Below are 21,624 nucleotides of genomic sequence, written 5' to 3'. Positions count from 1 at the left end.
AGTGTAAATGCTATGAGGGATGAGATGAGAAGCTTTGCAGCAGGCCTGACCGCTGCTCATTTGGAGCAGATGCTGGCGCCTTACATTGCCGACCGGCAGGTGGAAGCGTCTCGCGACGATGCAGAGCGCGGGGATCAGCGCGACACTGGTCCCTCTAAGAACGCAGCGGAAAATGCCTGGACGTCGTCCCGCGGTTCTTCCCGCTAATCCTATTTTCCAAATCCGAGAACCGACAGTTTGGCGCCGCCGACAGTCGGTATTTTGTTGCCCGGCGATCTCATCGAGTCGCAGTGGCCATTTCCAACATCTTGGAAATACAGGCGATCCCCAGACCGTTGTCGGAAAGTAGAATCACCTTTGAAAGGTGCCCAACCTTAGAGATAGGCGACGTTTTGTACCGGAGTATTCGGCTTGCGCCCCATCTTCTGGGGTGATGCAGCGAGGTGCTACGCTTCCAGCTGAAGATAGAACCTGGTCTGTCGACGACCGCATTTGGCTCGCCAGCTTCATGCACTATGATCTCGGATATCGACTTGGAGCAGAGGACCTTGCAAACCATCGACAACCCGTTCGGCACGAGGTTGTCACCCATGTCTTGGGTACGTATTGTTACCTATGTCTCTGGGCTGGACAAGAGAAAATTTGGAGCGGGCGAAGGGATTTGAACCCTCGACCCCAACCTTGGCAAGGTTGTGCTCTACCCCTGAGCTACACCCGCTCAATCCGCATCGGTCCGGGGTAGTTGTGAGGACCGTGGGCGCCACCTTGCGGCGACGGGCGCTATATCGCCCAAACGATTTTCAAATGCAACAGGGAAATGACGGAAACTCGAAGAAAAATTCTCGAACCTCGCTTGAAGTCATCGGAAGTGCCGCAAATGCAGGGCAAAGCGTCGACTCCGAGCGTTGCAAAAGACGGTGGCGGGACGTAATCAGGCACCCTATCGCTCTCCTGACCGCATGGATTTTATGATGACCGACGTGACGCCGAAGACCAAAGATGACCTTTTTGCCTTTCTTGACGGCCTGGATATCAAGCACTGCACCAAGGATCACGCGCCCGTGTTCACGGTCGCCGAATCGGTCGCGCTGCGTGACGAGATCCCCGGCGGCCACACAAAGAACCTCTTCGTCAAAGATAAGAAGGATCAATTTTTCCTGCTGACGGTGGAAGAGAACGCGACGGTGGATCTGAAGACGGTGCATACGCTAATCGGCGCCGCCAGCAAGGTCTCGTTCGGAAAGCCGGAAAAGCTGATGGAGTATCTTGGCGTCGCTCCCGGTTCGGTCACGGCGTTTGGAGCGATCAACGATACGGGCGGAAACGTGACGTTCGTTCTCGATGTCGATCTGATGGAAGACGAGACGATCAATTGTCATCCGTTGTCCAATGATGCCACGACATCGATCGCAAGCAGCGACCTCATTCGCTTTATGGAAGCGACAGGGCACAAGCCGCTTGTCTTGAAAGTGACGTCCTGACATACGATTTTAGCGCTAGAAAAGCCGGCTGACCGGCGCGGCGGGAGATATCCATGAGCGGCAACGACAATCCTTACAACAATTCCTTTGGCCAGATGACGGCCACGGCAAACTACGGGGCAGCACCGGCCCCGGGCGCGGCTGGCTATATCAAGGATACGACGACTGCGGGTTTTGCGAAGGATGTCATCGAGGAATCACGCAACCAGCCGGTTCTCGTGGATTTCTGGGCGCCTTGGTGCGGTCCTTGCAAGCAGCTGACGCCGGTGCTCGAAAAGGTCGTCAACGAAGCGCAAGGGCGCGTCAAATTGGTCAAGATGAACATCGATGACCATCCCTCGATCGCAGGCCAGCTCGGCATCCAGTCGATTCCGGCCGTGATCGCCTTTGTCGGCGGTCGTCCTGCCGATGGTTTCATGGGTGCTGTGCCGGAGAGCCAGATTCATCAGTTCATCGATCGCATCGCTGGTCCGGCCGGCGCCGATCAGGCGGCCGAAATCGAGGCTGTCCTGAAGGAGGCTGACGAACTGCTGGCATCCGGCGATATCAACGGTGCCGCACAGCTTTACGGCGCCATCATGCAGGCCGATCCCGAAAATGCCAAGGCTTTGGCGGGAATGGCGGAGTGCATGATTGCGGCAAACCAGCATGAGCGCGCGCGCGAGGCGCTGACCGAACTGCCGGAGGAAATGGCGAAGGACCCGGCGATCCAGGCCGTATCGAAGAAGCTCGACCAGATCGAGGAAGCGCGCAAGCTCGGTGACCCCGTTGCCCTGGAGCAGGAGTTGGCGCGAAATCCCGATGATCACGAAGCCCGGCTGAAACTTGCTAAGATCCGCAACGTTGAGGGTCGGCGCGAGGAATCGGCAGAGCATTTGCTCTATATCATGCGCAAGGACCGGGCTTTCGACGACGATGGTGCGCGCCGCCAGCTGCTGCAGTTCTTCGACGTCTGGGGTTTCAAGGATTCTGCAACGGTTTCGGCGCGGCGCAAGCTTTCCGCCATGCTGTTTTCCTAATCCGCCCTCTAAGTTTCGATCAGCGCCCTTGCGTTTTTGGAGCCGGGCCCCACATTTCCGTTTGTGCGGGCGCATCGTGTCGCGCTTGCCGGTGACGCAGGACCAGTCTCTATGCAAGTGGGGAATGCACGATATCTGAAACCCGGTGATCTGCCCGATACGATCGCGGTCTTTCCGCTTGGCGGCGCGCTGCTGCTGCCCACCGGCCAGTTGCCCCTCAATATTTTCGAGCCGCGCTATCTTGCGATGTTTGATGCCGCCTTGTCAGGCAATCGGCTAATCGGCATCGTTCAGCCGGCACTGGGCGACCAGGAGGGGCCGGGCGAGGCTCATCTGGCTCCGGTTGGCTGCCTTGGGCGCATTACCTCGTTCGCAGAGACAGGTGATGGTCGCTATATCGTTTCCCTCACGGGCATCTGCCGTTTTCGCCTGCTGGAGGAACGGGAGACGCATCATCCGTTCCGGACTTTCCGCATCGCCCCCTTCATTGCCGATCTTTCCGCGCGCGACGAGGAGGATGCCGTTGATCGTGCCGCGCTTCTAGCCGCCTTCAAGGCCTATCTCGACGCAAACAAGCTCGAGGCCGATTGGGAAAGCGTCGAGCGCGCCAGCAATCTCACCTTGGTCAATTCGCTCGCGATGATGTCGCCCTTCGGGCCAGCCGAGAAGCAAGCCCTTCTGGAGGCGCCCGATCTAAAGACGCGGGCCGAAACGCTGATCGCGATCACGGAGATCGTGCTGGCGCGTGTCTTCGGTGACTCGGACACGGTTCTGCAGTAGGTTCGTCTTATGGATGAAAAGCTCAGCCGCGTTGACCCGAAGCTTCTGGAATTGCTGGTATGCCCCCTGACCAAGGGGCGCCTTACCTACGACCGGGAGCATAATGAACTCGTGTCGGAAAAGGCGCGCCTAGCCTATCCGATCCGTGATGGCATTCCGATCATGCTGGTCTCAGAGGCGCGCGGTCTGGACGACTGACTAGATTGTCTGCCCTGCCAGCAGGCGGGGATTGTCTTTGGCGGTGGTGCCGGCAGCCTGTCCGATGAAGAACGATTTGAGGCCGGGGAGGCGATCGACGATACCGAGACCGAAATCGCGGGCGATGCGCAGTGGTGCCATATCGTTCGAAAAGAGCCGGTTCAGCACGTCCGTGGTGACGCCCATGCGGAAGGTGTCGAAGCGACGCCATGCCTGATAGCGCTCGAGGATATTGATTGAACCGATATCCAGGCCGAGTCGGTCGGCTTCGACGATGGTCTCGGCAAGGGCGGCAACATCCTTGAAGCCGAGATTCAGGCCCTGGCCCGAAATCGGGTGAATGCCGTGCGCAGCGTCGCCGGCGAGTGCTACACGCGGCGCCACGAAAGCCCTTGCAAGCGTCAACCCGAGCGGGAAGGCCCGCTTCTCGCCGACAACCCTCAAGGTACCGAGCTTGTGACCGAAGCGGCGCTCCAGCTCTTCCTCAAAGATGAGATCGTCGGATGTGACGAGACGGTTGGCCTCCGACGTCGGCTCCGTCCAGACAAGCGAGGAGCGGTTCCCTTTCAGCGGCAGGATGGCAAAAGGTCCAGACGGAAGGAAATGCTCTTCCGCACAACCATGATGCGGACGCTCATGCTCGACCGTCGTGACGATCCCCGACTGGCCGTAGTCCCAAGAGACTGTCTTGATGCCTGCCAGATCCCGTAGGTGTGAGCGGACGCCGTCGCAGGCGACGACGAGCCGGGCTTCCAGCACGCTGCCATCCGAGGCCGTGACCGCTGCATGCGTATCGGCAATGGAAAGCCCGGTCGCGCTGAAGCCGTGACGAATTTCGATGCCAAGCCGGTCACATGCTCCGCGGAGTGCCCCGACCAATGCGACATTTGAAATCATGTGCGCGAAAGGCCGTCCATCCTCCACTTCACCATCGAAAGTCAGGAAGACCGGGCGCACCGGATCGGATGTCTTCGAATCGGTAACGATCATCTTGGTGATCGGCTGCGCTTCGGGCTCGATCTCGTCCCAGATGCCGAAAACCTCAAGCATCCTGGTTGCGGCGGCGATAATTGCCGAGGCGCGCATGTCCTTCTGCCATACACCAGCAGGCGCTGCTTCGACGACCGCGATATCGAGGTGAGGCGCCGCCTGCTTGACTGCCACGGCAGCGGAGAGCCCTACATAACCCGCGCCTACAACTAGCATGTCCCGCATGGAGTTCCGCTCCGTTTCTTGTGAATATCGTATTGATCTATATAGATCATCGCTGCCGCACTTCCTACCGCCCGGAGCTATACAAAATGACGCGCGACACCGAAAAACCGACCGCAATGGAGACCCTGCTTTCTACGCTGGATCTCGAGCCGATCGAGGTTGACATCTTTCGTGGACGAAGCCCGCAGGTCGGCTGGCAGCGCGTGTTCGGCGGTCAGGTCATTGCCCAGGCGTTGATGGCGGCACAGCGCACGGTGGAGCGCGAACGCACCGTGCATTCGTTGCACGCTTACTTCATGCGCCCCGGCGATCCCTCGGTGCCGATCGTCTATCAGGTGGAGCGGATTCGTGACGGATCGAGTTTCAATACGCGCCGGGTCGTGGCCATCCAGCATGGAAAGGCAATTTTCGCCCTATCTTCTTCGTTCCAGATCGAGGAACCCGGTTTCGATCACCAGATTGCCATGCCCGATGTGCCCGTTCCCGAGAAGCTGCTCGATGAACAGCAGATCGCGGCTCAGTTTCTCGCCAACGCGCCGGCCCCGATTCGCAAATACTGGGAGCGCGAACGGCCGATCGAAATCCGGCCGATATCGCTCACGCACTATTTCTCGGATAAGAAGCTTGATCCGGTGCAGCATGTCTGGGTTCGGGCAACGGGGCCGGTTCCCGACGATCGGTACTATCAGGCTGCCATTCTTGCCTATCTCTCCGACATGACCCTGCTCGATACCTCGCTCCATCCGCATGGAACGTCGATCTTCGACCAGACGATCCAGGTCGCCAGCCTCGATCACTCCATGTGGTTCCATCGGCCGACAAAACTCGACGATTGGCTTCTTTATACGCAGGACAGCCCCTCTGCCTCCGGCGCGAGGGGGCTGACCCGCGGTAGTCTGTTTACGAAAGACGGTCTCCTGATTGCGTCGGTAGCGCAGGAGGGACTGATTCGTAAAAGGGCAAATGAATAAATTATAGGCATATTTATTCATTTGGATATTTTATGATCGAATATTGGGCAATCATTTGCCTGTTTATTGGCGCCAATTTATATAACTTTTATTTTTCAATGAGTTAGTTTCACCCCTCGAATCTGGCACGCCCTTTGAATGTATATCCCCGGTCGCTGTTCGGGAACGTCAGCGGCAAGGAGAGTCGGCTCCGCGCCGAGGGTAACGAAGGATGGAAAACCAGATGAAAATTGTGATGGCCATTATCAAGCCGTTCAAGCTGGATGAGGTGCGTGAAGCCCTCACGGCGATCGGCATTCAGGGCCTGACCGTGACCGAAGTGAAGGGCTACGGGCGCCAGAAGGGGCATACTGAGATTTATCGCGGCACCGAATATGCGGTCAGCTTCCTGCCGAAGCTCAAGATCGAGATCGCGGTTGCCTCCGAACTCGTCGACAAGGCCGTCGAGGCTATCGCGTCATCTGCCAAGACCGGCCAGATCGGCGACGGCAAGATCTTCGTCTATTCGATCGACCATGCCGTGCGCATCCGCACCGGCGAAACCGACACAGAAGCGCTGTAAGCGCGGCAGAGCAAGGGAGCCTCTTTCAATGTCAATTTCGAAGTTTTCTTCCACATATGCGCGGCTTGCTGCTGCGTCGGCTGCGCTGCTCGCGCCGATCGCTGCCTTCGCGCAGGATGCCGCCACGACGGCTGCGCCTGCTGCCGCCGCTGCTGCTCCTGCGATGACGGTCGACAAGGGTGACAACACCTGGATGCTGATCTCGACGGTTCTGGTCCTTTTGATGACGATCCCGGGCCTTGCCCTGTTCTACGGCGGTCTCGTTCGCGCCAAGAACATGCTCTCGGTTCTCATGCAGGTCTTCATGATCACGGCCGTGGTGATGATCATCTGGGTAACTTACGGCTATTCGCTAGCCTTTACCGATGGCGGTTCGCTCAACAGCTTCGTCGGCGGCTTCTCGAAGGCTTTCCTCGCGGGTGTCGACACGACGACCCTGTCCGAGACCTTCACGAAGGGCGTTGCCATTCCGGAGTTGTCCTTCGTCTGCTTCCAGATGACCTTCGCCTGCATCACGCCGGCGCTGATCGTCGGCGCCTTTGCCGAGCGCATCAAGTTCTCGGCTGTCATGCTCTTCGTTGTCCTGTGGGTCACGTTCGTCTACTTCCCGATGGCACACATGGTCTGGTTCTGGGGCGGTCCGAGCTCCTACACCTCGCCATCGGGTCTGATCTTCTCCTACGGCGCGCTTGACTTCGCCGGCGGCACGGTCGTCCACATCAATGCCGGTATTGCCGGTCTCATCGGCGCCATCATGCTCGGCAAGCGTACGGGCTATAAGAAGGAAATCATGGCTCCGCATTCCATGACCCTGACCATGGTCGGTGCTTCGCTTCTGTGGGTTGGTTGGTTCGGCTTCAACGCCGGCTCTAACCTCGAAGCCAACGCCTATGCTTCGCTCGCAATGATCAACACCTTCGTTGCAACGGCTGCTGCCGCTGTGTCCTGGTGCCTCGTCGAAAACTTTGCACGCGGCAAGGCTTCGATGCTCGGTGCAGCCTCGGGTGCCGTCGCTGGTCTCGTTGCCGTCACCCCGGCAGCCGGCTTCGCCGGCCCGATGGGTTCGATCGTTCTCGGCCTCATCGTTTCGCCGGTCTGCTACTTCTTCGTCGACGTCGTGAAGAACAAGTTCAACTACGACGACAGCCTTGACGTCTTCGGCGTTCACTGCATCGGCGGTATCCTCGGCGCTATTGGCACCGGTATCCTGGTCAACCCGGCGCTTGGTGGTGCAGGCATCGTCGATTACTCGACGGCTGATTTCGCAGCCAGCTATCCGGGTACGGCGACGCAGGTTCTCGCTCAGCTGAAGGCCGTCCTGACGACGATCGTATGGTCGGGCGTCGGTTCCGCGATCCTCTACAAGATCGTTGATGTCGTCATTGGTCTGCGCGTCTCTGTCGAAGCCGAGCGCGAAGGTCTCGACCTCGCAACCCACGGCGAAGCAGCCTACCACTCGTAATCAAGGCATTGCGGCGCTTGCGGAAGTAGGCGCCGCTGAACAGCCCGTCGCGGCCTATTCATCCGAATAGACCGCTCTTGGCCCGGACCTCCACAGGTTCGGGCTTTTTTATTTTCCGGTGCAAGATGTGGGGACGGCATGGTTAATACCGCTTTAACCGTCCTCTGATTAGGTGGGGCGAAGGCACTGAGCGCAGCCGCTTGGCGATTCGCACGCTCTCACGCATTGGACGGGTACACATATGGCAAGAAGCACATCGCCAGCAATGGATGGCCGGCCGGACCGTTTTTCCCTTTCGGGTTTCATGCTCCGGCAGGCGCAGACGCTTTTTGGCTTCGCGATCTTCCTGCTGCTCGCATTGGCAGTCGCAGCGCTCGCGACCTGGAACGTCGCGGATCCGAGCTATTCCTATGCGACGGGGAACGAACCGAGCAACATTCTGGGCTACAGCGGCGCCGCCTTCGCCGACATCGCCATGCAATTCTTCGGCCTTGCCAGTGTCGTCGCGCTTTTGCCGGTCGTGGCTTGGGCGCTCGCATTGATCTCAGGCCGCCGTTTCAGCCGTATTCCGGCGCGAGCCGCCGCCTGGGGCCTCGGCTCCGTGCTCTCCTCGGCCGTCATCGGTTGCTTCCCGCCGCCGCTCACCTGGCCGATCCCGAATGGCATCGGCGGCGTCATCGGCGATATGATCCTGCGGTTTCCTGCGCTGTTTGTTGGCGCCTATCCGACGGGCGCTTTCGCGACGGCGGTCGGCTGCGTGTTTGCTGTCCCGACAGTGTGGATGATGTTGTTTGCCGCCGGTATCGTTGGTCGCAGCGAGGATGAAGAGGACGAGGCAGAGGCTGAATATGCAAACACTCGCTCGAAGCTGCGTTCGGTGGGCGATGAAGACGAGGATGACGATGACGGTGGCTGGCTTGCCTTCGGTGCGCTGACGCACGCCTGGTACATGAGCCAGGCTCGGCTGCGACGCCTGCTCGGCATGGGTCCCCGCAAGCGGCGGCAGGACGATTTCGAGTCGCCTTACGATTTCAATGATGACGAGTTTGGCAAGCTGAACGAGCCGGTCCGCGCAAAGGCGCCGGTCGCGCGCGGAGAGCGCATGGAACCATCAATGGACACGCGCGCTGCCTCGCAGCGCCGTGTTGTTTCTGCGCCATCCATTTCGCTTAATGATGACGAGGATGACGACGATCTGCCGTTCGACGATATGCCGCCGCGTCCGGCCGATATCCTGCCCGATGACGACGACTGGATGATGCGTGCCCCAGCCAAGCCGACCGGGCGTGCGGAGCCGCGCGTCGTGCAGCCTGTGGCGCGGCCGAAACCCGGTGCCCGCGTCGAACGCGAACAGCAGGGATCGTTCATTCGTCCCGAAGGCTTCCAGCTTCCGTCGATGCACCTGCTCGCCGAACCGAAGAATGTCGTGCGTGATTCGACGCTGTCTGCTGATGCACTGGAGCAGAATGCGCGCATGCTCGAAGGCGTGCTCGAGGATTTCGGCGTCAAGGGCGAGATTATCCATGTTCGCCCGGGTCCCGTCGTGACGCTTTACGAACTGGAACCTGCGCCGGGCATCAAATCGTCCCGCGTCATCGGCCTTGCCGACGATATCGCCCGTTCGATGAGCGCGATCGCTGCCCGCGTCGCAGTCGTGCCAGGCCGCAACGCCATCGGTATCGAACTCCCGAACTCGACGCGCGAGACCGTCTATCTGCGCGAGCTCATCGCCTCCCGCGACTTTGAAGGCTCGAAGGCGAAACTCGCCATGGCGCTCGGCAAGACCATCGGCGGCGAGGCTGTCATCGCCGATCTTGCGAAGATGCCGCACCTGCTCGTCGCCGGTACGACCGGTTCCGGTAAATCGGTCGCCATCAACACGATGATCCTGTCCCTGCTCTATCGTATGACGCCCGAGCAGTGTCGCCTGATCATGATCGATCCGAAGATGCTCGAATTGTCGGTCTATGACGGCATTCCGCACCTTCTCTCGCCCGTCGTGACGGATCCGAAGAAGGCTGTCGTTGCGCTCAAGTGGACCGTCCGCGAGATGGAAGAGCGCTACAAGAAGATGTCCAAGATCGGCGTCCGCAACATCGACGGCTTCAACAGCCGCGTCGAACAGGCGCTCGCCAAGGGTGACGTGATCTCGCGAACCGTCCAGACAGGCTTCGACCGCCATACCGGCGAGGCAATGTACGAGACGGAGGAATTCGACCTGCAGCCGATGCCTTATATCGTCGTCATCATTGACGAGATGGCTGACCTGATGATGGTCGCGGGCAAGGACATTGAAGGCGCGGTGCAGCGCCTGGCGCAGATGGCACGTGCTGCCGGCATCCATGTTATCATGGCGACGCAGCGTCCGTCCGTCGACGTCATCACGGGTACGATCAAGGCGAACTTCCCGACCCGCATCTCCTTCCAGGTGACGTCGAAGATCGACAGCCGCACCATCCTCGGTGAACAGGGCGCAGAGCAGCTGCTCGGAATGGGCGATATGCTTTACATGGCCGGGGGCGGACGCATTCAGCGTGTCCACGGCCCGTTCGTTGCCGACATGGAAGTGGAAGAGATCGTCTCTTATCTGAAGACGCAAGGCGCGCCGCAGTACCTTGACGCCATCACGGCCGACGAGGACGACGATGGCGATTACGGTGGTGGTCCGGCCGGGACGTCCAATCTCTCCGATTCCGACGATCCGTATGATCAGGCCGTCGCCATCGTTCTGCGTGACGGAAAGGCGTCAACGTCGTATATTCAGCGCAGACTTGGCATTGGGTACAACCGCGCCGCATCACTGATCGAGCGGATGGAGCAGGAAGGCATCATCGGCCCCGCCAACCATGCTGGTAAACGCGAGATCCTGGTTCCGACCGAAGGCGATATTCTCGACCGCTGAGGTCAGCAGCAATTGAATGACGCCGTCTTCACGGAAACCTGATTGCCTCGAAACCGTTAGTTTATGCAGGTCTGCGAACTACGCCATGAAGGCGCCGCGTTTCCGCAGCATTCAAATTGCATAAAGGAGACATAGATGAACAACTCCGATTCTATCCTGGACCGCATCTCGCTGACCCGGCGCCATCTTTTGGGTACGCTGGCGGTCGCTGCTGCGTCTGCGATCCCGATCGCGGCCTATGCCCAAGCGGCATCCGCGGCTTCCAGCAACGCTACAGCACAGGCGATCGCGGACCACTTCTCGAGTGTCGCCACGATGCAGGGCGAATTCGTTCAATTCGGCCCGCGCGGCGAGCAGACGGGCGGAAAGTTCTACATCCAGCGCCCCGGCAAGCTGCGTTTCAACTATGACAATCCGTCGCCGATCCGCGTCATTGCTGACGGAAAGAACGTGGCTGTCGGGAATACGAAGCTCAAGACGTGGGATCTCTACCCCCTCTCCAAGACGCCTCTCAGTCTGCTGCTGGCGCAGCGTATCGATTTGTCGGCCGGTTCGGTGAAGAGCGTCAAGCAGGAATCCGACCTGACGACAATCGCTCTCGGCAACAACACGGTTTTTGGCAACTCGACGATTACGATGATGTTCGATCCGAAGACCTATGATCTTCGCCAGTGGACGATCACCGACAACCAGGGCAAGGACACCTCGGTCATGGTCTTCAACGTCAAGACCGGCGTACAGTTCGACGACAAGGTGTTCAGGGTGCCGTACGAGGTGATCCCGGGAACAGCCGCTTACCGAGATTGATTTTCTGCTGTTTTACGAGAGGAACGCCCTGCGATCCCGGGGGCGTTTTTCTTTGCGCGCATCCGTTCCATCGGCACGGCCTTTGCTCTAAAGCGAGTTTGTCCGGTTTTGAAAGGCAATCGCATGGGCTTCTCGGTTACGACTTGGAATATCAATTCTCTGCGGCTGCGCATGCCGATCGTCGAGCAATTCGTCCTCAAGCATAAGCCAGACATCCTTTGCCTCCAGGAAACCAAGGTTCCGAACGACCTGTTTCCTGCCTCGCCGTTGCGCGCAATGGGCTACGAACATATCATCATCCATGGCCAGAAGGGCTATCACGGCGTTGCCATCGCATCGCGCTTTCCGCTGGTCGAGGACCACCGCCAAGACTATTGCAACGTCGGTGACACGCGACACATCTCGGCCGTCTTCGAGCGCGGTAGCCGTCGTATTCGCCTGCATAACTTCTACGTGCCAGCCGGCGGTGACGAACCGGATCGGACGATCAATCCGAAATTCGGCCACAAGCTCGATTTCGTCGAGGAAATGAAACAACTCAAGGCAAATGGCGAGGCGAACACCTCGGCAATCCTTGTCGGCGACCTTAACATTGCTCCCCTTGAGCACGACGTCTGGTCACACAAGCAGCTGCTCAAGATCGTCAGCCACACGCCTGTGGAGACCGAAGGTCTTCTCGAGGTGATGCAACGTGGCGCCTGGCTCGACCTGATGCGGCAGCACGTCCCGGAAAACGAAAAGCTCTATACATGGTGGAGCTATCGCGCCAAGGACTGGGAAGCGGCTGATCGCGGTCGCCGCCTCGACCATATATGGTCCTCAAAAGACCTTGGGCCGCACCTGCAGCGCATCGACATCCTGAAGGAAGCGCGCGGCTGGGAACGGCCGTCCGACCATGTGCCGGTCACGGCGCACTTCAATCTCTGATCTGTCAGACAAAGCGGTGAAGTTGGGCAGCGGCTTTGGCCGCGAGCTCCGCGATGTTGTCGCGGATGCGATGCTCGATCAGTCTGGCGGCATCCGGATACTCCTCGATCAGCCGATGGAAGAGCGAGCGGGTGATGCGGATAATGCTCGTGTCTTCCGTTGCAATGGCCGTAAACTTGCGCTCGACCAACGTGATCAACGCAAGTTCGGACAGAAGCGTGCCGGGTCCGACGGTGCTTTGAATTTCGGGCTGGCCATCGCGACCCGTCCGGCTGAGTTCGACGCCGCCACCGAGGATGACATAGGCGCTTTCCGCCGGCGAGCCTTCCCGAAAGAGCATCTGGCCGGCTGAAATGACACGTCTGTCCGCGCCGAAGGCGATCAGCCGCAACTGATCCTCGGACATTCCGTGGAACAGCGGAAGCTGCGACAGCAGCCGGATGTCATCGTTCAGTGCCATCTTACGGTATGATCTTGTAGCCGCCGTTTTCCGTTACCAGAATTTCGGCGTTGGAGGGATCGCGTTCGATCTTCTGGCGCAGCCGGTAGACATGGGTTTCCAGCGTGTGCGTCGTGACGCCCGAATTGTAACCCCATACCTCTTCAAGCAGTACGTCACGGGTGACGACCTTTTGTTCCGCGCGATAGAGGTAGCGAATGATCGCCGCTTCCTTCTCGGTCAGGCGGATCTTTTGGCCGCTGTCCATCGTAAGGAGCTTCTGGCTCGGCTTGAAGACGTAGGGGCCGACATTGAAGGTAGCATCCTCGCTTTGCTCATGCTGTCGCAGCTGTACGCGGATGCGCGCAAGCAGGACCGCAAAGCGGAATGGCTTGGTGATGTAGTCGTTGGCGCCGGCCTCCAAGCCAAGGATCGTATCCGAGTCTGTGTCATGGCCGGTCAGCATGATGATCGGGGCTTTCAGTCCGCCCTTGCGCAGCAGCTTCACAGCCTCGCGGCCGTCCATGTCAGGCAGGCCCACATCCATGATGAGCAGGTCGATCGGCGTTGATCGCGCGCGCTCGACACCCTTGGCCGCCGTCGTTTCCTGAAGGACCGTGAACTCGTCATAGAGAGAAAGCTGCTCCGTGAGTGTCTCGCGGAGATCGTCATCATCATCCACCAAGAGAATGGTGCGTGCGGTCATGCGGCTCTATCCCTCGCCTGCGGTCCCTCATTCCTACGCCAATTTTCCACCATTGGCAAAGATCGGGCGACCGAGCTGTTGTCGTATACGATGCTATATGATTTCAATCGTTGTCCTAGCAATCGCAACCACATGTGAGAAAAATGGAGAAAAGAAGGCGTCCGAGACCGATAAAGTCGACGACCCTCCTCGTTCGTCCTGCGCCGGGCAAAAAAAGCAGGGCTTTGATCCAGTTCGGCACGATTACCGTGCCCGCCGCAATTGGTCGTTCAGGCCGAACGGTTCTCAAGCGCGAGGGAGATGGTGCCACCCCCATAGCCTCGATGACGCTGCTTTCCGGCTTCCGCCGCGGCGACCGACCCATACGCCTTGAGACGCCACTTGCGGTTCGCCGCATTCGTGGGGATATGCTTTGGTGCGACCAGCCCGAGAATGCGAATTACAACAGGCTCGTCAGAGCGCCGTTTCGGCCGAGCCACGAGGAAATGAAGCGCAAGGACGGGCTCTATGACGTCTGCCTCGTCATGGACTGGAATATCACGTCGCGGATGCGAAATCGCGGCTCGGCAATCTTCTTCCATCTGATCAAGCCCGGCTACGAGCCGACCGCGGGATGTGTGGCGGTTCATCCGCGCGATATGCGTCGCCTTCTGCCCTTCATGCGCAAGGGCACAGTCATTCGCGTTCTTTGATCCGCGGGGGTGATAAACCAGCCCTGCTGACCTATATGCCTTTCGACCGGCGCACGGGCTGAAATGCGCGCAGGGAAATCCGCAAAGGACGCGGGTTCAATCACGCCCCGTCGAATTCTTTAAACTTCCGGAGACATATTGTGGCACAGCAACCCATCATCACTTTCCATGACGGACATTCCATTCCCCAGGTCGGCCTCGGTGTTTGGCAGACGCCCCAGGACATCGCAGCACCGACGGTGCGTACGGCCATTGCCGCCGGCTATCGTCACATCGACACGGCTTCCGGCTATGACAACGAGGAAGGTGTCGGCGAAGGCATCCGCTCGTCCGGTCTCGATCGCAAGGACATTTTCGTCACCACCAAGCTTCGCAATACCGACCAGGGCTACGACGCGACCATGCGTGCGTTCGAGGGCAGCCTGAAGAACCTCGGCACGGAGTATGTCGATCTCTACCTCATCCACTGGCCATCGCCGCACCGTGGGCTGTATCGCGAAACCTGGAAGGCTTTCGTGAAGATCAGGGAAGAAGGCCGCGCCCGTTCCATCGGCGTTTCGAACTTCTATCCGGATCATCTCGAACAGATCATCGGCGACACGGGCGTCGTTCCCGTCATCAACCAGATCGAGCTGCATCCCGATTTCCAGCAGAAGGCGGCGCAGGAAGCACACAAGAAGCTGAACATCGTCACCCAATCCTGGAGCCCTCTCGGTCAGGGCAAGTTGATCGCCGATCCGACGATTGGCGATATCGCCAAGAAGCATGGAAAGACGCCCGCGCAGGTCATCATCCGCTGGCATATCGACAGCGGCCTCGTGGTCATTCCGAAGTCGGTGACGCCGTCGCGCATCGAGGAGAATTTCAAGGTCTTCGATTTCAAGCTCGATGCGACCGACATGGCGGCAATCGCCAAGCTTGACGACAAGGGCGCCCGTATGGGGCCGGATCCGTACACGGCCAACTTCTGATCGGAACTCCGCTCTCCCTTCTCCGTTTCGAGAGAGGGGAGATGCCGTCTTGGGCAGTCAGCCAAGTGAGCGCGGCGTGATGAACCGTTCCAGCATGCCGCTTCTCGGTTTCAGATCCTTCCAGCGATCGGCATCGAAATCGATGACTGCGAGTGCTGCCGTCGGGAATTTCTCCCTGATGCGAGCGCATGCCTCCGGATCGCCTTCGCCGATCAGACCGTCTGCGAGATCCTGAAATCCCGGATTGTGCCCGATCAGCATGAGCGTTCGAACCTGCGGGCCGATGGTCTGCATGACGGCAGCGATTTTCGCCGCGGACGCTTCGTACAAATCTTCCGCATCCTGCTTTGTGATCGAGGATGGAAGCTTCTTGGCGAGGAGTTCCCAAGTCTCCTGCGTACGGCGAGCAGACGATACGAGCACCAGATCGGGAATAAGTCTTTCGTGAGCGAGATAGCGGCCCATCAGCGGTGCCGCCTTCTCGCCTCGACCCGCGAGTGGACGGTCGTGGTCCGCAGTGTCGGAAGGCCACGCGGATTTGGCGTGGCGAAGAAGCAGGAGGCGTCGTTTCGCGGTCGACTTTGCGGCGTTCATGTTGCTCATCCAAAAGGAGCCCAGGATCGAACGCGGCTATTGTCTCACCGAATACGTCCGGTGTCTGCTGGGATAACCTCCCCCTCGTCTGCGAGAGGGAGGCTATCTGTTGTTAGTTCCACTCGCGAATATCGACGAAATGGCCGGCGATCGCGGCAGCGGCGGCCATTGCCGGCGAGACGAGGTGCGTCCGACCCTTGAAGCCCTGACGGCCTTCGAAGTTGCGGTTCGAGGTCGAGGCGCAGCGTTCGCCGGGCTTCAGGCGGTCGTCGTTCATGGCCAGGCACATGGAGCAGCCCGGCTCGCGCCAGTCGAAGCCGGCCGCCTTGAAGATCTTGTCGAGGCCTTCCTGCTCTGCCTGCTCCTTCACGAGGCCGGAGCCTGGAACGATCATGGCGTTGACCGTCGAGGCAACGGTCTTGCCTTCGACGACCTTGGCAACGGCGCGCAGGTCCTCGATGCGGCCGTTGGTGCAGGAACCGATGAAGACACGGTCGATGTTGATCTCGGTGATCGGGGTGCCGGGCTTCAGGCCCATGTAGTCAAGCGCACGCCATTTGGAAGCGCGCTTCGTCTCTTCCGGGATTTCGTCCGGGTTCGGAACCACGCCCTGAACGGAAACAACGTCCTCCGGCGAGGAGCCCCAGGAAACGATCGGGGGCAGCTCGGCGGCGTTGAGCTTCACAACCCGGTCGAAATGCGCGCCCTCGTCTGACTTCAGGGTCTTCCAGTAAGCGATAGCCTGCTCCAGCGTCTCGCCCTTCGGCGCACGCGGCTTGCCCTTGATGTACTCGAAGGTAATGTCGTCAGGCGCGATCAGGCCGGCGCGGGCGCCGCCTTCGATCGACATGTTGCAGATCGTCATGCGGCCTTCCATCGACAGCGCGCGAATGGCTTCGCCGGCATATTCGATGACGTAGCCGGTGCCGCCGGCCGTGCCGATTTCGCCGATGATGGCGAGAACGATATCCTTGGCAGTGACGCCAGCCGGCAGCTGGCCGTCGACCTGCACCAGCATGTTCTTCGCCTTCTTCTGGATCAGCGTCTGGGTTGCGAGCACGTGCTCGACCTCAGACGTGCCAATGCCATGTGCAAGCGAGCCGAAGGCGCCGTGCGTCGAGGTGTGGCTGTCGCCGCAGACGATCGTCATGCCCGGCAGGGTGAAGCCCTGTTCCGGTCCGATGATGTGGACGATGCCCTGGCGCTTGTCGTTCTCCGAGTAGTATTCGACGTTGAATTCAGCGGCGTTGATGGCGAGCTGCTCGACCTGGATGCGGCTTTCCTCGTTCTTGATGCCGAGATGACGATCCGGCGAGGTCGGGACGTTGTGGTCGACGACAGCCAGTGTCTTTTCAGGCGCACGAACCTTGCGGCCGGTCATACGCAGGCCTTCGAAAGCCTGCGGCGAGGTAACTTCGTGGACCAGGTGGCGGTCGATGTAGAGAAGACAGGTGCCGTCGTCCTGTTGATCGACCAGATGGTCGTCCCAGATCTTGTCGTAAAGGGTACGCGGTGCGCTCATGGCGGTAAGTCCGTTTTTTGGAAGCGTGTGGAGAAATGGAGCTGGTGGCGGAGAGGCCCGCCGGGCCGTCATTCGATCAACGAAGTCGGCTGTTGAGTGCACCGGAAACGGCCGCAAAGAAGCGTGCCGGCAGGCGGTAATGATCCTGCAGCACGAAAATATGTGCCCCAATGCAACTAAATTTGGATTCCATGGGCTGTCACATACCAATTTTTCGCGACGGCGGCAATTCGAATCATTCAGCCGCTATCGCTGATCCCTGCCGCGCATCCGTTTCTCCACTTGCCTCAGGGCAAGCGACAAACCGATTGTCAGGATGAGGTAGATATAGGTGACGATCGAATAGGTTTCAAAGAAGCGGAACGAGCCGGAGGCGTAGATCTTGCCCATCTGCGTGATGTCGGAAACGCCGAGTACCGAGACCAGCGAACTGTCCTTCACCATCGCCACGAAATCGTTCGACAGCGGCGGGAAGATCACCTTGATCGCCTGCGGAAAGACGACGAAGCGGAAGCGGTGATAGCGCGACAGGCCGAGCGCTTTGGCCGCTTCGATCTGCCCATGATCGACGGACTGAATGCCGGCACGGAAAACCTCGGCGATGAAGGACGAATAGCCGATCATCAGGGCGATGATCGCCCGCCACATCAGCGAGAAGTCCCGCACCATCACCGGCTCGCTGAAGCCGGCCTGGACCAGCGGCGTGGTCAGAAAATTGTAGGCGGCGACGATGCCAGGGGCGCCGACGAAGGCAACATAAAACAGCAGCACCAGCATCGGCACGCCGCGGATAACCTCGATATAGAAGCGCGAGGTCTGGCGGAGCGCGACGCTGTCGGACAGCCCAAGCAGCGCTATGCCGAGGCCGAGGATGGTCGCCAGTGCGAATCCCACCAACGTCACGAAGATGGTGACGCCGACGCCGTTGAAGATGGTGCGAAAGACCTGCGCATAGATGTCGTTGGTAATGATGACGACGGCAAGGACGATGCCGATCACGACAAGGGCGACCAGCCACCAGGGGTAGTCGCCCTTACTATGCCCACCAGGGGCTTGCTGAGGAGCCATCACGTGTCAGCCGAAGACCGGATCATTCGCCCATCTTGTAGTCGAGGAACCACTTCTTGTTTAGGGCATCAAAGGTGCCGTCGGCCTTCAGGCTTGCGATCGCGGCATTCACCGGCGCAACCAGATCGGAGGCCTTCGGGAAGATGAAGCCGAAATCCTCAGTGCCGAGCGGGCCGCCGATGACCTTCAGGCCGCCGTTCGAGGCGTCGACATAACCCTTGGCAGCGACGCTGTCGGTCAGCACCACGTCGACGTCGCCGGCCTTGAGGGCCTGCACGGTGGCGCCGAAGGTCTCGAAGAGCTTCACGCGGGGGTTTTGCTCGTTGCCGTCGAGAATCTCGTAGACGGCCGTATAGAAAGGCGAGGTACCCGGCTGTGCGCCGACGAGGCCGTCATTGAAGGCACCGAACGTCTTTGCGTCGGTGAAGCGTTTCTCGTCGCCGCGCACCAGCATGAACTGCTGCGAGCGCATGTAGGGATCGGAGAAATCCACCTTGGCCTTGCGATCATCCTTGATGGTGATGCCGGTCATGCCGATGTTGTACTGGTTGTCCGAGACGGCCTGGATCATCGCGTCCCAGCTGGTGTTCTGGTACTCGACCTTGAAATTCAACCGCTTGGCGATCTCGTTCATCGCATCATATTCCCAGCCGATCGCCTTGCCCGACTTCGGATCGACGAACTGCAGCGGCGGGTAGGCGTTCTCGGTAACGACGACGACCGACTTGCCTTGAAGGTTCGGAAGATCGGCGGCCAAGGCTGCCAGTGGCGACAGAATGAGAGCGGTCAGTCCAGCAAGGACGGTGCGGCGGAACGGCATTGAATATCTCCCCGAAACATGGCTCGCGAAACCTGTCATAGGTGCGAAGCCGATGGCAAGAGCATTGCCGTATGCGGGCATCCAAAAACAGGAAAGGCGGCCCAAAGACCGCCTTTCCGTGCAAAGATTTTTGCGTTGCTGCAAAACTTATTCTGCTGCCGGTTCCGCAGCGGCTGCAGCTTCTGCTGCTGCCTTGGCTTCTGCGGCTTCCTGTGCTGCCTTCTCGGCTGCGAGCGCCTGAGCTGCTGCAACCTTTTCGGCTTCCAGGCGTGCCTTTTCCTCGGCAACGGCCTGACGCTCGGCGTCGTTGAGCTTGCGGGCGCGGGTGCCGGTGTTCTCGACGATACGAGCCGACTTGCCGCGACGGTCGCGCAGGTAGTAGAGCTTGGCGCGACGGACCTTACCGCGGCGAACGACTTCTACGCTTTCGATAGCCGGGGAGTAGACCGGGAATACGCGCTCGACGCCTTCGCCGTAGGAGATCTTGCGAACCGTGAAGTTTTCCTGCAAACCGCCGCCGGAGCGAGCGATGCAAACGCCTTCGTAGGCCTGTACGCGGGTACGGGTGCCTTCCTTGACGCGGACGTTGACGCGAACGGTGTCGCCCGGGGAGAACTCCGGAAGCGTGCGCTGGGCTTCGATCTTGGCGACCTGTTCGGCCTCAAGCTGCTGAATGATGTTCATGACTCAACCTCTTTGTTGGTTCAACAGCCAGAGCGCTCTGACGATCTATCCTTGGTCAAGCCGCAGATATTTGCCGGTGAGGGCAGGAGCGAATTCGTCTGTTTTTCTTTACGTGGTTGATGGGAAATTTCCCATTCCGGGCGTGCCGATACCCTATTGCGCGGACTTTGTCACCCCTTCGGGCTGGAAATTTCGCCGCGCCGAGCGCCAAATGCAGCCTTTGCCAGCATTGCTCGATGTCAAGCCTGTGACTCATTTGATTAAATATTTGTCAAATGCACAAGAGGAGAGCAGATTCTCGTTTGGGTCAAATTGTGATCCGTTTGAGTTTCGGAGGGGAATGAATGACGCTAAGCAATCCGTCGCCCTCGTTATATAACGAGGACTTGGCGCCCGCTCAGGAGAGGAAGTGGGGCGCCTTCAGTATCTTCAATGTGTGGACTTCGGACGTTCACAGCCTCTGGGGTTATTATCTTGCCGCGAGCCTTTTCCTGCTATGCGGCAGCTTCATCAACTTCGTGATCGCGATTGGTATCGGATCGCTGGTCATCTTCTTCCTCATGAGCCTCGTCGGCAATGCCGGCGTCAAGACGGGGGTGCCGTTCCCGGTTCTTGCCCGCGCCTCGTTCGGTACGTTCGGGGCCAATGCCCCGGCCCTCGTGCGCGCGGTCGTCGCCTGCTTCTGGTACGGTGCGCAAACGGCGGCCGCATCCGGCGCGATTGTTGCCCTGCTGATCCGCAACGAGAGCATGCTCGCCTTCCATCAGAATAGCCATATGCTCAGCCATTCGACGCTGGAGGTCATATGCTTCGTCGTCGTCTGGGCCCTGCAGCTGCTGATCATCCAGCGTGGCATGGAGACGGTGCGCAAGTTCCAGGATATGGCTGGTCCGGCCGTCTGGGTGATGATGCTTGTCCTGGCGGTCTATCTTGTCATCAAGGCAGGCACCTTCTCCTTCGGAGCCGAGATCCCGCGCGACGTCCTGCTTGAGAAGACGAAGGATGCGGGCATTCCAGGCGAACCGGGCTCGTTCCCGGCTCTTGCCGCGGTTGCCGCGACATGGATCACCTACTTTGCGGCTCTCTACCTGAACTTCTGCGATTTTTCCCGCTATGCCAAGGACACCAAGACCCTTCGCAAGGGCAATCTCTGGGGTCTGCCGATCAATCTTATCGCCTTCTGCCTCGTCGCCGGCGTTACGACGACGGCTGCGTTCACCGTCTACGGTGAAGTGCTGCTGCATCCGGAGGCGATCTCGGCGAAATTCGACAGCTGGTTCCTTGCGCTGCTTGCGGCTCTGACCTTTGCCGTCGCAACGCTTGGCATCAACGTGGTTGCAAACTTCGTCTCGCCGGCTTTCGATTTCTCGAATGTCTTCCCCCGGCAGATCAGCTTCAAGCGGGGCGGTTACATCGCTGCTCTGATTGCGCTGGTGCTCTATCCGTTCGCACCGTGGGAAACGGGTGCCGCGCATTTCGTCAACTTCATCGGTTCGACGATGGGGCCGATCTTCGGGATCATGATGGTGGACTACTATCTCATCCGTAAGGGCGAGTTGAACGTTGCGGCCCTCTATCAGGAGAATGGCGAGTTCCGCTTCCAGAACGGCTGGCACACGAATGCCTTCATCGCCTTCGTGATCGGTGCGCTGTTCTCATCGATCCTACCGACCTTCACGTCAATCCTGCCGGATTGGTGGGCGACCTATGGCTGGTTCTTCGGCGTCGGCATTGGCGGCGTCGTCTACTACGTGTTGCGCATGAGCGCGCGTGGCTCGGCGGTCGGAGCCACCAGCTGACCAAC

The 21,624-nt window shown here is 59.4% G+C and carries 22 protein-coding genes and 1 tRNA gene; 14 read left to right on the top strand and 9 right to left on the bottom strand.

The features are described 5' to 3' along the window. Positions 1–24: 24 nt before the first annotated feature. The gene (locus ACSQ9D_RS17870) at positions 25–207 is read left to right on the top strand and encodes a hypothetical protein (protein WP_436283286.1); all 183 of its coding nucleotides are present in this window, start codon (positions 25–27) and stop codon (positions 205–207) included. Positions 208–643: 436 nt separating this feature from the next. On the opposite strand, the gene ACSQ9D_RS17865 is transcribed toward ACSQ9D_RS17870, so the two are convergent. After that, a tRNA-Gly gene (locus tag ACSQ9D_RS17865) sits at positions 644–718 on the bottom strand. A gap of 253 nt (positions 719–971) precedes the next feature. Here ACSQ9D_RS17865 and ACSQ9D_RS17860 point away from each other — a divergent pair. From ACSQ9D_RS17860 to ACSQ9D_RS17845, 4 genes are all read left to right on the top strand, one after another. Further along, positions 972–1,481 carry a prolyl-tRNA synthetase associated domain-containing protein gene (locus tag ACSQ9D_RS17860; protein ID WP_436283285.1) on the top strand — a complete coding sequence of 170 codons (510 nt, stop codon included), beginning with the start codon at positions 972–974 and terminating at the stop codon, positions 1,479–1,481. Between the two features lie 53 nt (positions 1,482–1,534). Further along, positions 1,535–2,500, top strand: a complete 966-nt coding sequence (trxA, locus tag ACSQ9D_RS17855) for a thioredoxin (RefSeq protein ID WP_436283284.1) — start codon at positions 1,535–1,537, stop codon at positions 2,498–2,500. Positions 2,501–2,611: 111 nt separating this feature from the next. Then, positions 2,612–3,280, top strand: a complete 669-nt coding sequence (locus ACSQ9D_RS17850) for an LON peptidase substrate-binding domain-containing protein (protein WP_024315341.1) — start codon at positions 2,612–2,614, stop codon at positions 3,278–3,280. A 9-nt stretch (positions 3,281–3,289) separates the two neighbouring features. Continuing rightward, positions 3,290–3,478, top strand: coding sequence for a Trm112 family protein (locus ACSQ9D_RS17845; protein WP_007794429.1), 189 nt, complete (start codon positions 3,290–3,292; stop codon positions 3,476–3,478). Here the strand turns inward: ACSQ9D_RS17845 and ACSQ9D_RS17840 are convergent, their stop codons facing one another. Beyond that, positions 3,479–4,693, bottom strand: coding sequence for a ubiquinone biosynthesis hydroxylase (locus tag ACSQ9D_RS17840; protein WP_436283283.1), 1,215 nt, complete (start codon positions 4,691–4,693; stop codon positions 3,479–3,481). Positions 4,694–4,779: 86 nt separating this feature from the next. On the opposite strand from ACSQ9D_RS17840, the gene tesB reads away from it, so the two are divergent. The 6 genes from tesB to xth all read left to right on the top strand — a co-directional run bounded on the left by tesB (position 4,780) and on the right by xth (position 12,324). Then, the gene (tesB, locus tag ACSQ9D_RS17835; protein WP_436283282.1) at positions 4,780–5,664 is read left to right on the top strand and encodes an acyl-CoA thioesterase II; all 885 of its coding nucleotides are present in this window, start codon (positions 4,780–4,782) and stop codon (positions 5,662–5,664) included. Between the two features lie 211 nt (positions 5,665–5,875). Next, positions 5,876–6,226: a P-II family nitrogen regulator gene (locus ACSQ9D_RS17830; RefSeq protein WP_007794422.1), complete on the top strand. Its 351-nt coding sequence runs from the start codon at positions 5,876–5,878 to the stop codon at positions 6,224–6,226. A gap of 28 nt (positions 6,227–6,254) precedes the next feature. Then, positions 6,255–7,688 carry an ammonium transporter gene (locus ACSQ9D_RS17825; protein ID WP_037116450.1) on the top strand — a complete coding sequence of 478 codons (1,434 nt, stop codon included), beginning with the start codon at positions 6,255–6,257 and terminating at the stop codon, positions 7,686–7,688. Between the two features lie 241 nt (positions 7,689–7,929). Next, on the top strand, positions 7,930–10,590 hold the full coding sequence (locus ACSQ9D_RS17820; RefSeq protein WP_368514522.1) for an FtsK/SpoIIIE family DNA translocase: 2,661 nt from the start codon (positions 7,930–7,932) through the stop codon (positions 10,588–10,590). A 135-nt stretch (positions 10,591–10,725) separates the two neighbouring features. Then, positions 10,726–11,397: an outer membrane lipoprotein carrier protein LolA gene (locus ACSQ9D_RS17815; protein ID WP_436283281.1), complete on the top strand. Its 672-nt coding sequence runs from the start codon at positions 10,726–10,728 to the stop codon at positions 11,395–11,397. A gap of 123 nt (positions 11,398–11,520) precedes the next feature. After that, positions 11,521–12,324 (top strand): exodeoxyribonuclease III, encoded by an 804-nt coding sequence (gene xth, locus ACSQ9D_RS17810; RefSeq protein WP_436283280.1) that lies wholly within the window; start codon positions 11,521–11,523, stop codon positions 12,322–12,324. A 4-nt stretch (positions 12,325–12,328) separates the two neighbouring features. On the opposite strand, the gene ACSQ9D_RS17805 is transcribed toward xth, so the two are convergent. Further along, positions 12,329–12,784, bottom strand: coding sequence for a cyclic nucleotide-binding domain-containing protein (locus ACSQ9D_RS17805; RefSeq protein ID WP_037116444.1), 456 nt, complete (start codon positions 12,782–12,784; stop codon positions 12,329–12,331). A gap of 1 nt (position 12,785) precedes the next feature. Continuing rightward, positions 12,786–13,469 (bottom strand): response regulator transcription factor, encoded by a 684-nt coding sequence (locus ACSQ9D_RS17800; protein ID WP_007528266.1) that lies wholly within the window; start codon positions 13,467–13,469, stop codon positions 12,786–12,788. 143 nt (positions 13,470–13,612) lie between these two features. On the opposite strand from ACSQ9D_RS17800, the gene ACSQ9D_RS17795 reads away from it, so the two are divergent. Together ACSQ9D_RS17795 and ACSQ9D_RS17790 are read left to right on the top strand one after the other, a co-directional pair. Beyond that, positions 13,613–14,161 carry a L,D-transpeptidase family protein gene (locus ACSQ9D_RS17795; protein ID WP_436283279.1) on the top strand — a complete coding sequence of 183 codons (549 nt, stop codon included), beginning with the start codon at positions 13,613–13,615 and terminating at the stop codon, positions 14,159–14,161. 140 nt (positions 14,162–14,301) lie between these two features. Then, a complete protein-coding gene (locus ACSQ9D_RS17790) occupies positions 14,302–15,132 on the top strand; it encodes an aldo/keto reductase (protein WP_047518757.1) in 831 nt (276 codons plus the stop codon). A gap of 57 nt (positions 15,133–15,189) precedes the next feature. On the opposite strand, the gene ACSQ9D_RS17785 is transcribed toward ACSQ9D_RS17790, so the two are convergent. The 5 genes from ACSQ9D_RS17785 to rplS all read right to left on the bottom strand — a co-directional run bounded on the left by ACSQ9D_RS17785 (position 15,190) and on the right by rplS (position 19,820). Beyond that, on the bottom strand, positions 15,190–15,726 hold the full coding sequence (locus ACSQ9D_RS17785) for a SixA phosphatase family protein (protein ID WP_436283278.1): 537 nt from the start codon (positions 15,724–15,726) through the stop codon (positions 15,190–15,192). A 112-nt stretch (positions 15,727–15,838) separates the two neighbouring features. Next, positions 15,839–17,248 (bottom strand): 3-isopropylmalate dehydratase large subunit, encoded by a 1,410-nt coding sequence (gene leuC / locus ACSQ9D_RS17780; protein ID WP_436283277.1) that lies wholly within the window; start codon positions 17,246–17,248, stop codon positions 15,839–15,841. 246 nt (positions 17,249–17,494) lie between these two features. Then, complete coding sequence (locus ACSQ9D_RS17775; protein ID WP_436283276.1) at positions 17,495–18,316, bottom strand: amino acid ABC transporter permease; 822 nt, start codon at positions 18,314–18,316, stop codon at positions 17,495–17,497. 22 nt (positions 18,317–18,338) lie between these two features. After that, positions 18,339–19,136: a transporter substrate-binding domain-containing protein gene (locus ACSQ9D_RS17770; RefSeq protein WP_436283275.1), complete on the bottom strand. Its 798-nt coding sequence runs from the start codon at positions 19,134–19,136 to the stop codon at positions 18,339–18,341. Positions 19,137–19,283: 147 nt separating this feature from the next. Continuing rightward, positions 19,284–19,820, bottom strand: a complete 537-nt coding sequence (gene rplS, locus ACSQ9D_RS17765) for a 50S ribosomal protein L19 (protein WP_037116434.1) — start codon at positions 19,818–19,820, stop codon at positions 19,284–19,286. 344 nt (positions 19,821–20,164) lie between these two features. Between rplS and ACSQ9D_RS17760 the strand changes: the two genes are divergently transcribed. Continuing rightward, complete coding sequence (locus tag ACSQ9D_RS17760) at positions 20,165–21,619, top strand: NCS1 family nucleobase:cation symporter-1 (protein ID WP_436283274.1); 1,455 nt, start codon at positions 20,165–20,167, stop codon at positions 21,617–21,619. Positions 21,620–21,624 lie beyond the last annotated feature (5 nt).

It is taken from the genome of Rhizobium sp. LjRoot258, from assembly GCF_964254185.1.
GTDB lineage: Bacteria > Pseudomonadota > Alphaproteobacteria > Rhizobiales > Rhizobiaceae > Rhizobium.
Note: the sequence above shows the minus strand (reverse complement) of the source record. Positions and strands in the feature narration are given on the sequence as shown.

Bases quoted from the DNA above. Each gene is read 5' to 3' on its own strand.
- ACSQ9D_RS17815 (WP_436283281.1), top strand. From the start codon at position 10,726: ATGAACAACTCCGATTCTATCCTGGACCGCATCTCGCTGACCCGGCGC.
- ACSQ9D_RS17820 (WP_368514522.1), top strand. From the start codon at position 7,930: ATGGCAAGAAGCACATCGCCAGCAATGGATGGCCGGCCGGACCGTTTT.
- ACSQ9D_RS17770 (WP_436283275.1), bottom strand. From the start codon at position 19,136: ATGCCGTTCCGCCGCACCGTCCTTGCTGGACTGACCGCTCTCATTCTG.
- ACSQ9D_RS17845 (WP_007794429.1), top strand. From the start codon at position 3,290: ATGGATGAAAAGCTCAGCCGCGTTGACCCGAAGCTTCTGGAATTGCTG.
- ACSQ9D_RS17785 (WP_436283278.1), bottom strand. From the start codon at position 15,726: ATGAACGCCGCAAAGTCGACCGCGAAACGACGCCTCCTGCTTCTTCGC.
- xth (WP_436283280.1), top strand. From the start codon at position 11,521: ATGGGCTTCTCGGTTACGACTTGGAATATCAATTCTCTGCGGCTGCGC.
- ACSQ9D_RS17805 (WP_037116444.1), bottom strand. From the start codon at position 12,784: ATGGCACTGAACGATGACATCCGGCTGCTGTCGCAGCTTCCGCTGTTC.
- ACSQ9D_RS17775 (WP_436283276.1), bottom strand. From the start codon at position 18,316: ATGGCTCCTCAGCAAGCCCCTGGTGGGCATAGTAAGGGCGACTACCCC.
- ACSQ9D_RS17830 (WP_007794422.1), top strand. From the start codon at position 5,876: ATGGAAAACCAGATGAAAATTGTGATGGCCATTATCAAGCCGTTCAAG.
- ACSQ9D_RS17795 (WP_436283279.1), top strand. From the start codon at position 13,613: ATGGAGAAAAGAAGGCGTCCGAGACCGATAAAGTCGACGACCCTCCTC.
- ACSQ9D_RS17825 (WP_037116450.1), top strand. From the start codon at position 6,255: ATGTCAATTTCGAAGTTTTCTTCCACATATGCGCGGCTTGCTGCTGCG.
- rplS (WP_037116434.1), bottom strand. From the start codon at position 19,820: ATGAACATCATTCAGCAGCTTGAGGCCGAACAGGTCGCCAAGATCGAA.
- ACSQ9D_RS17870 (WP_436283286.1), top strand. From the start codon at position 25: ATGAGAAGCTTTGCAGCAGGCCTGACCGCTGCTCATTTGGAGCAGATG.
- ACSQ9D_RS17850 (WP_024315341.1), top strand. From the start codon at position 2,612: ATGCAAGTGGGGAATGCACGATATCTGAAACCCGGTGATCTGCCCGAT.
- ACSQ9D_RS17800 (WP_007528266.1), bottom strand. From the start codon at position 13,469: ATGACCGCACGCACCATTCTCTTGGTGGATGATGATGACGATCTCCGC.
- tesB (WP_436283282.1), top strand. From the start codon at position 4,780: ATGACGCGCGACACCGAAAAACCGACCGCAATGGAGACCCTGCTTTCT.
- ACSQ9D_RS17860 (WP_436283285.1), top strand. From the start codon at position 972: ATGACCGACGTGACGCCGAAGACCAAAGATGACCTTTTTGCCTTTCTT.
- leuC (WP_436283277.1), bottom strand. From the start codon at position 17,248: ATGAGCGCACCGCGTACCCTTTACGACAAGATCTGGGACGACCATCTG.
- trxA (WP_436283284.1), top strand. From the start codon at position 1,535: ATGAGCGGCAACGACAATCCTTACAACAATTCCTTTGGCCAGATGACG.
- ACSQ9D_RS17760 (WP_436283274.1), top strand. From the start codon at position 20,165: ATGACGCTAAGCAATCCGTCGCCCTCGTTATATAACGAGGACTTGGCG.
- ACSQ9D_RS17840 (WP_436283283.1), bottom strand. From the start codon at position 4,693: ATGCGGGACATGCTAGTTGTAGGCGCGGGTTATGTAGGGCTCTCCGCT.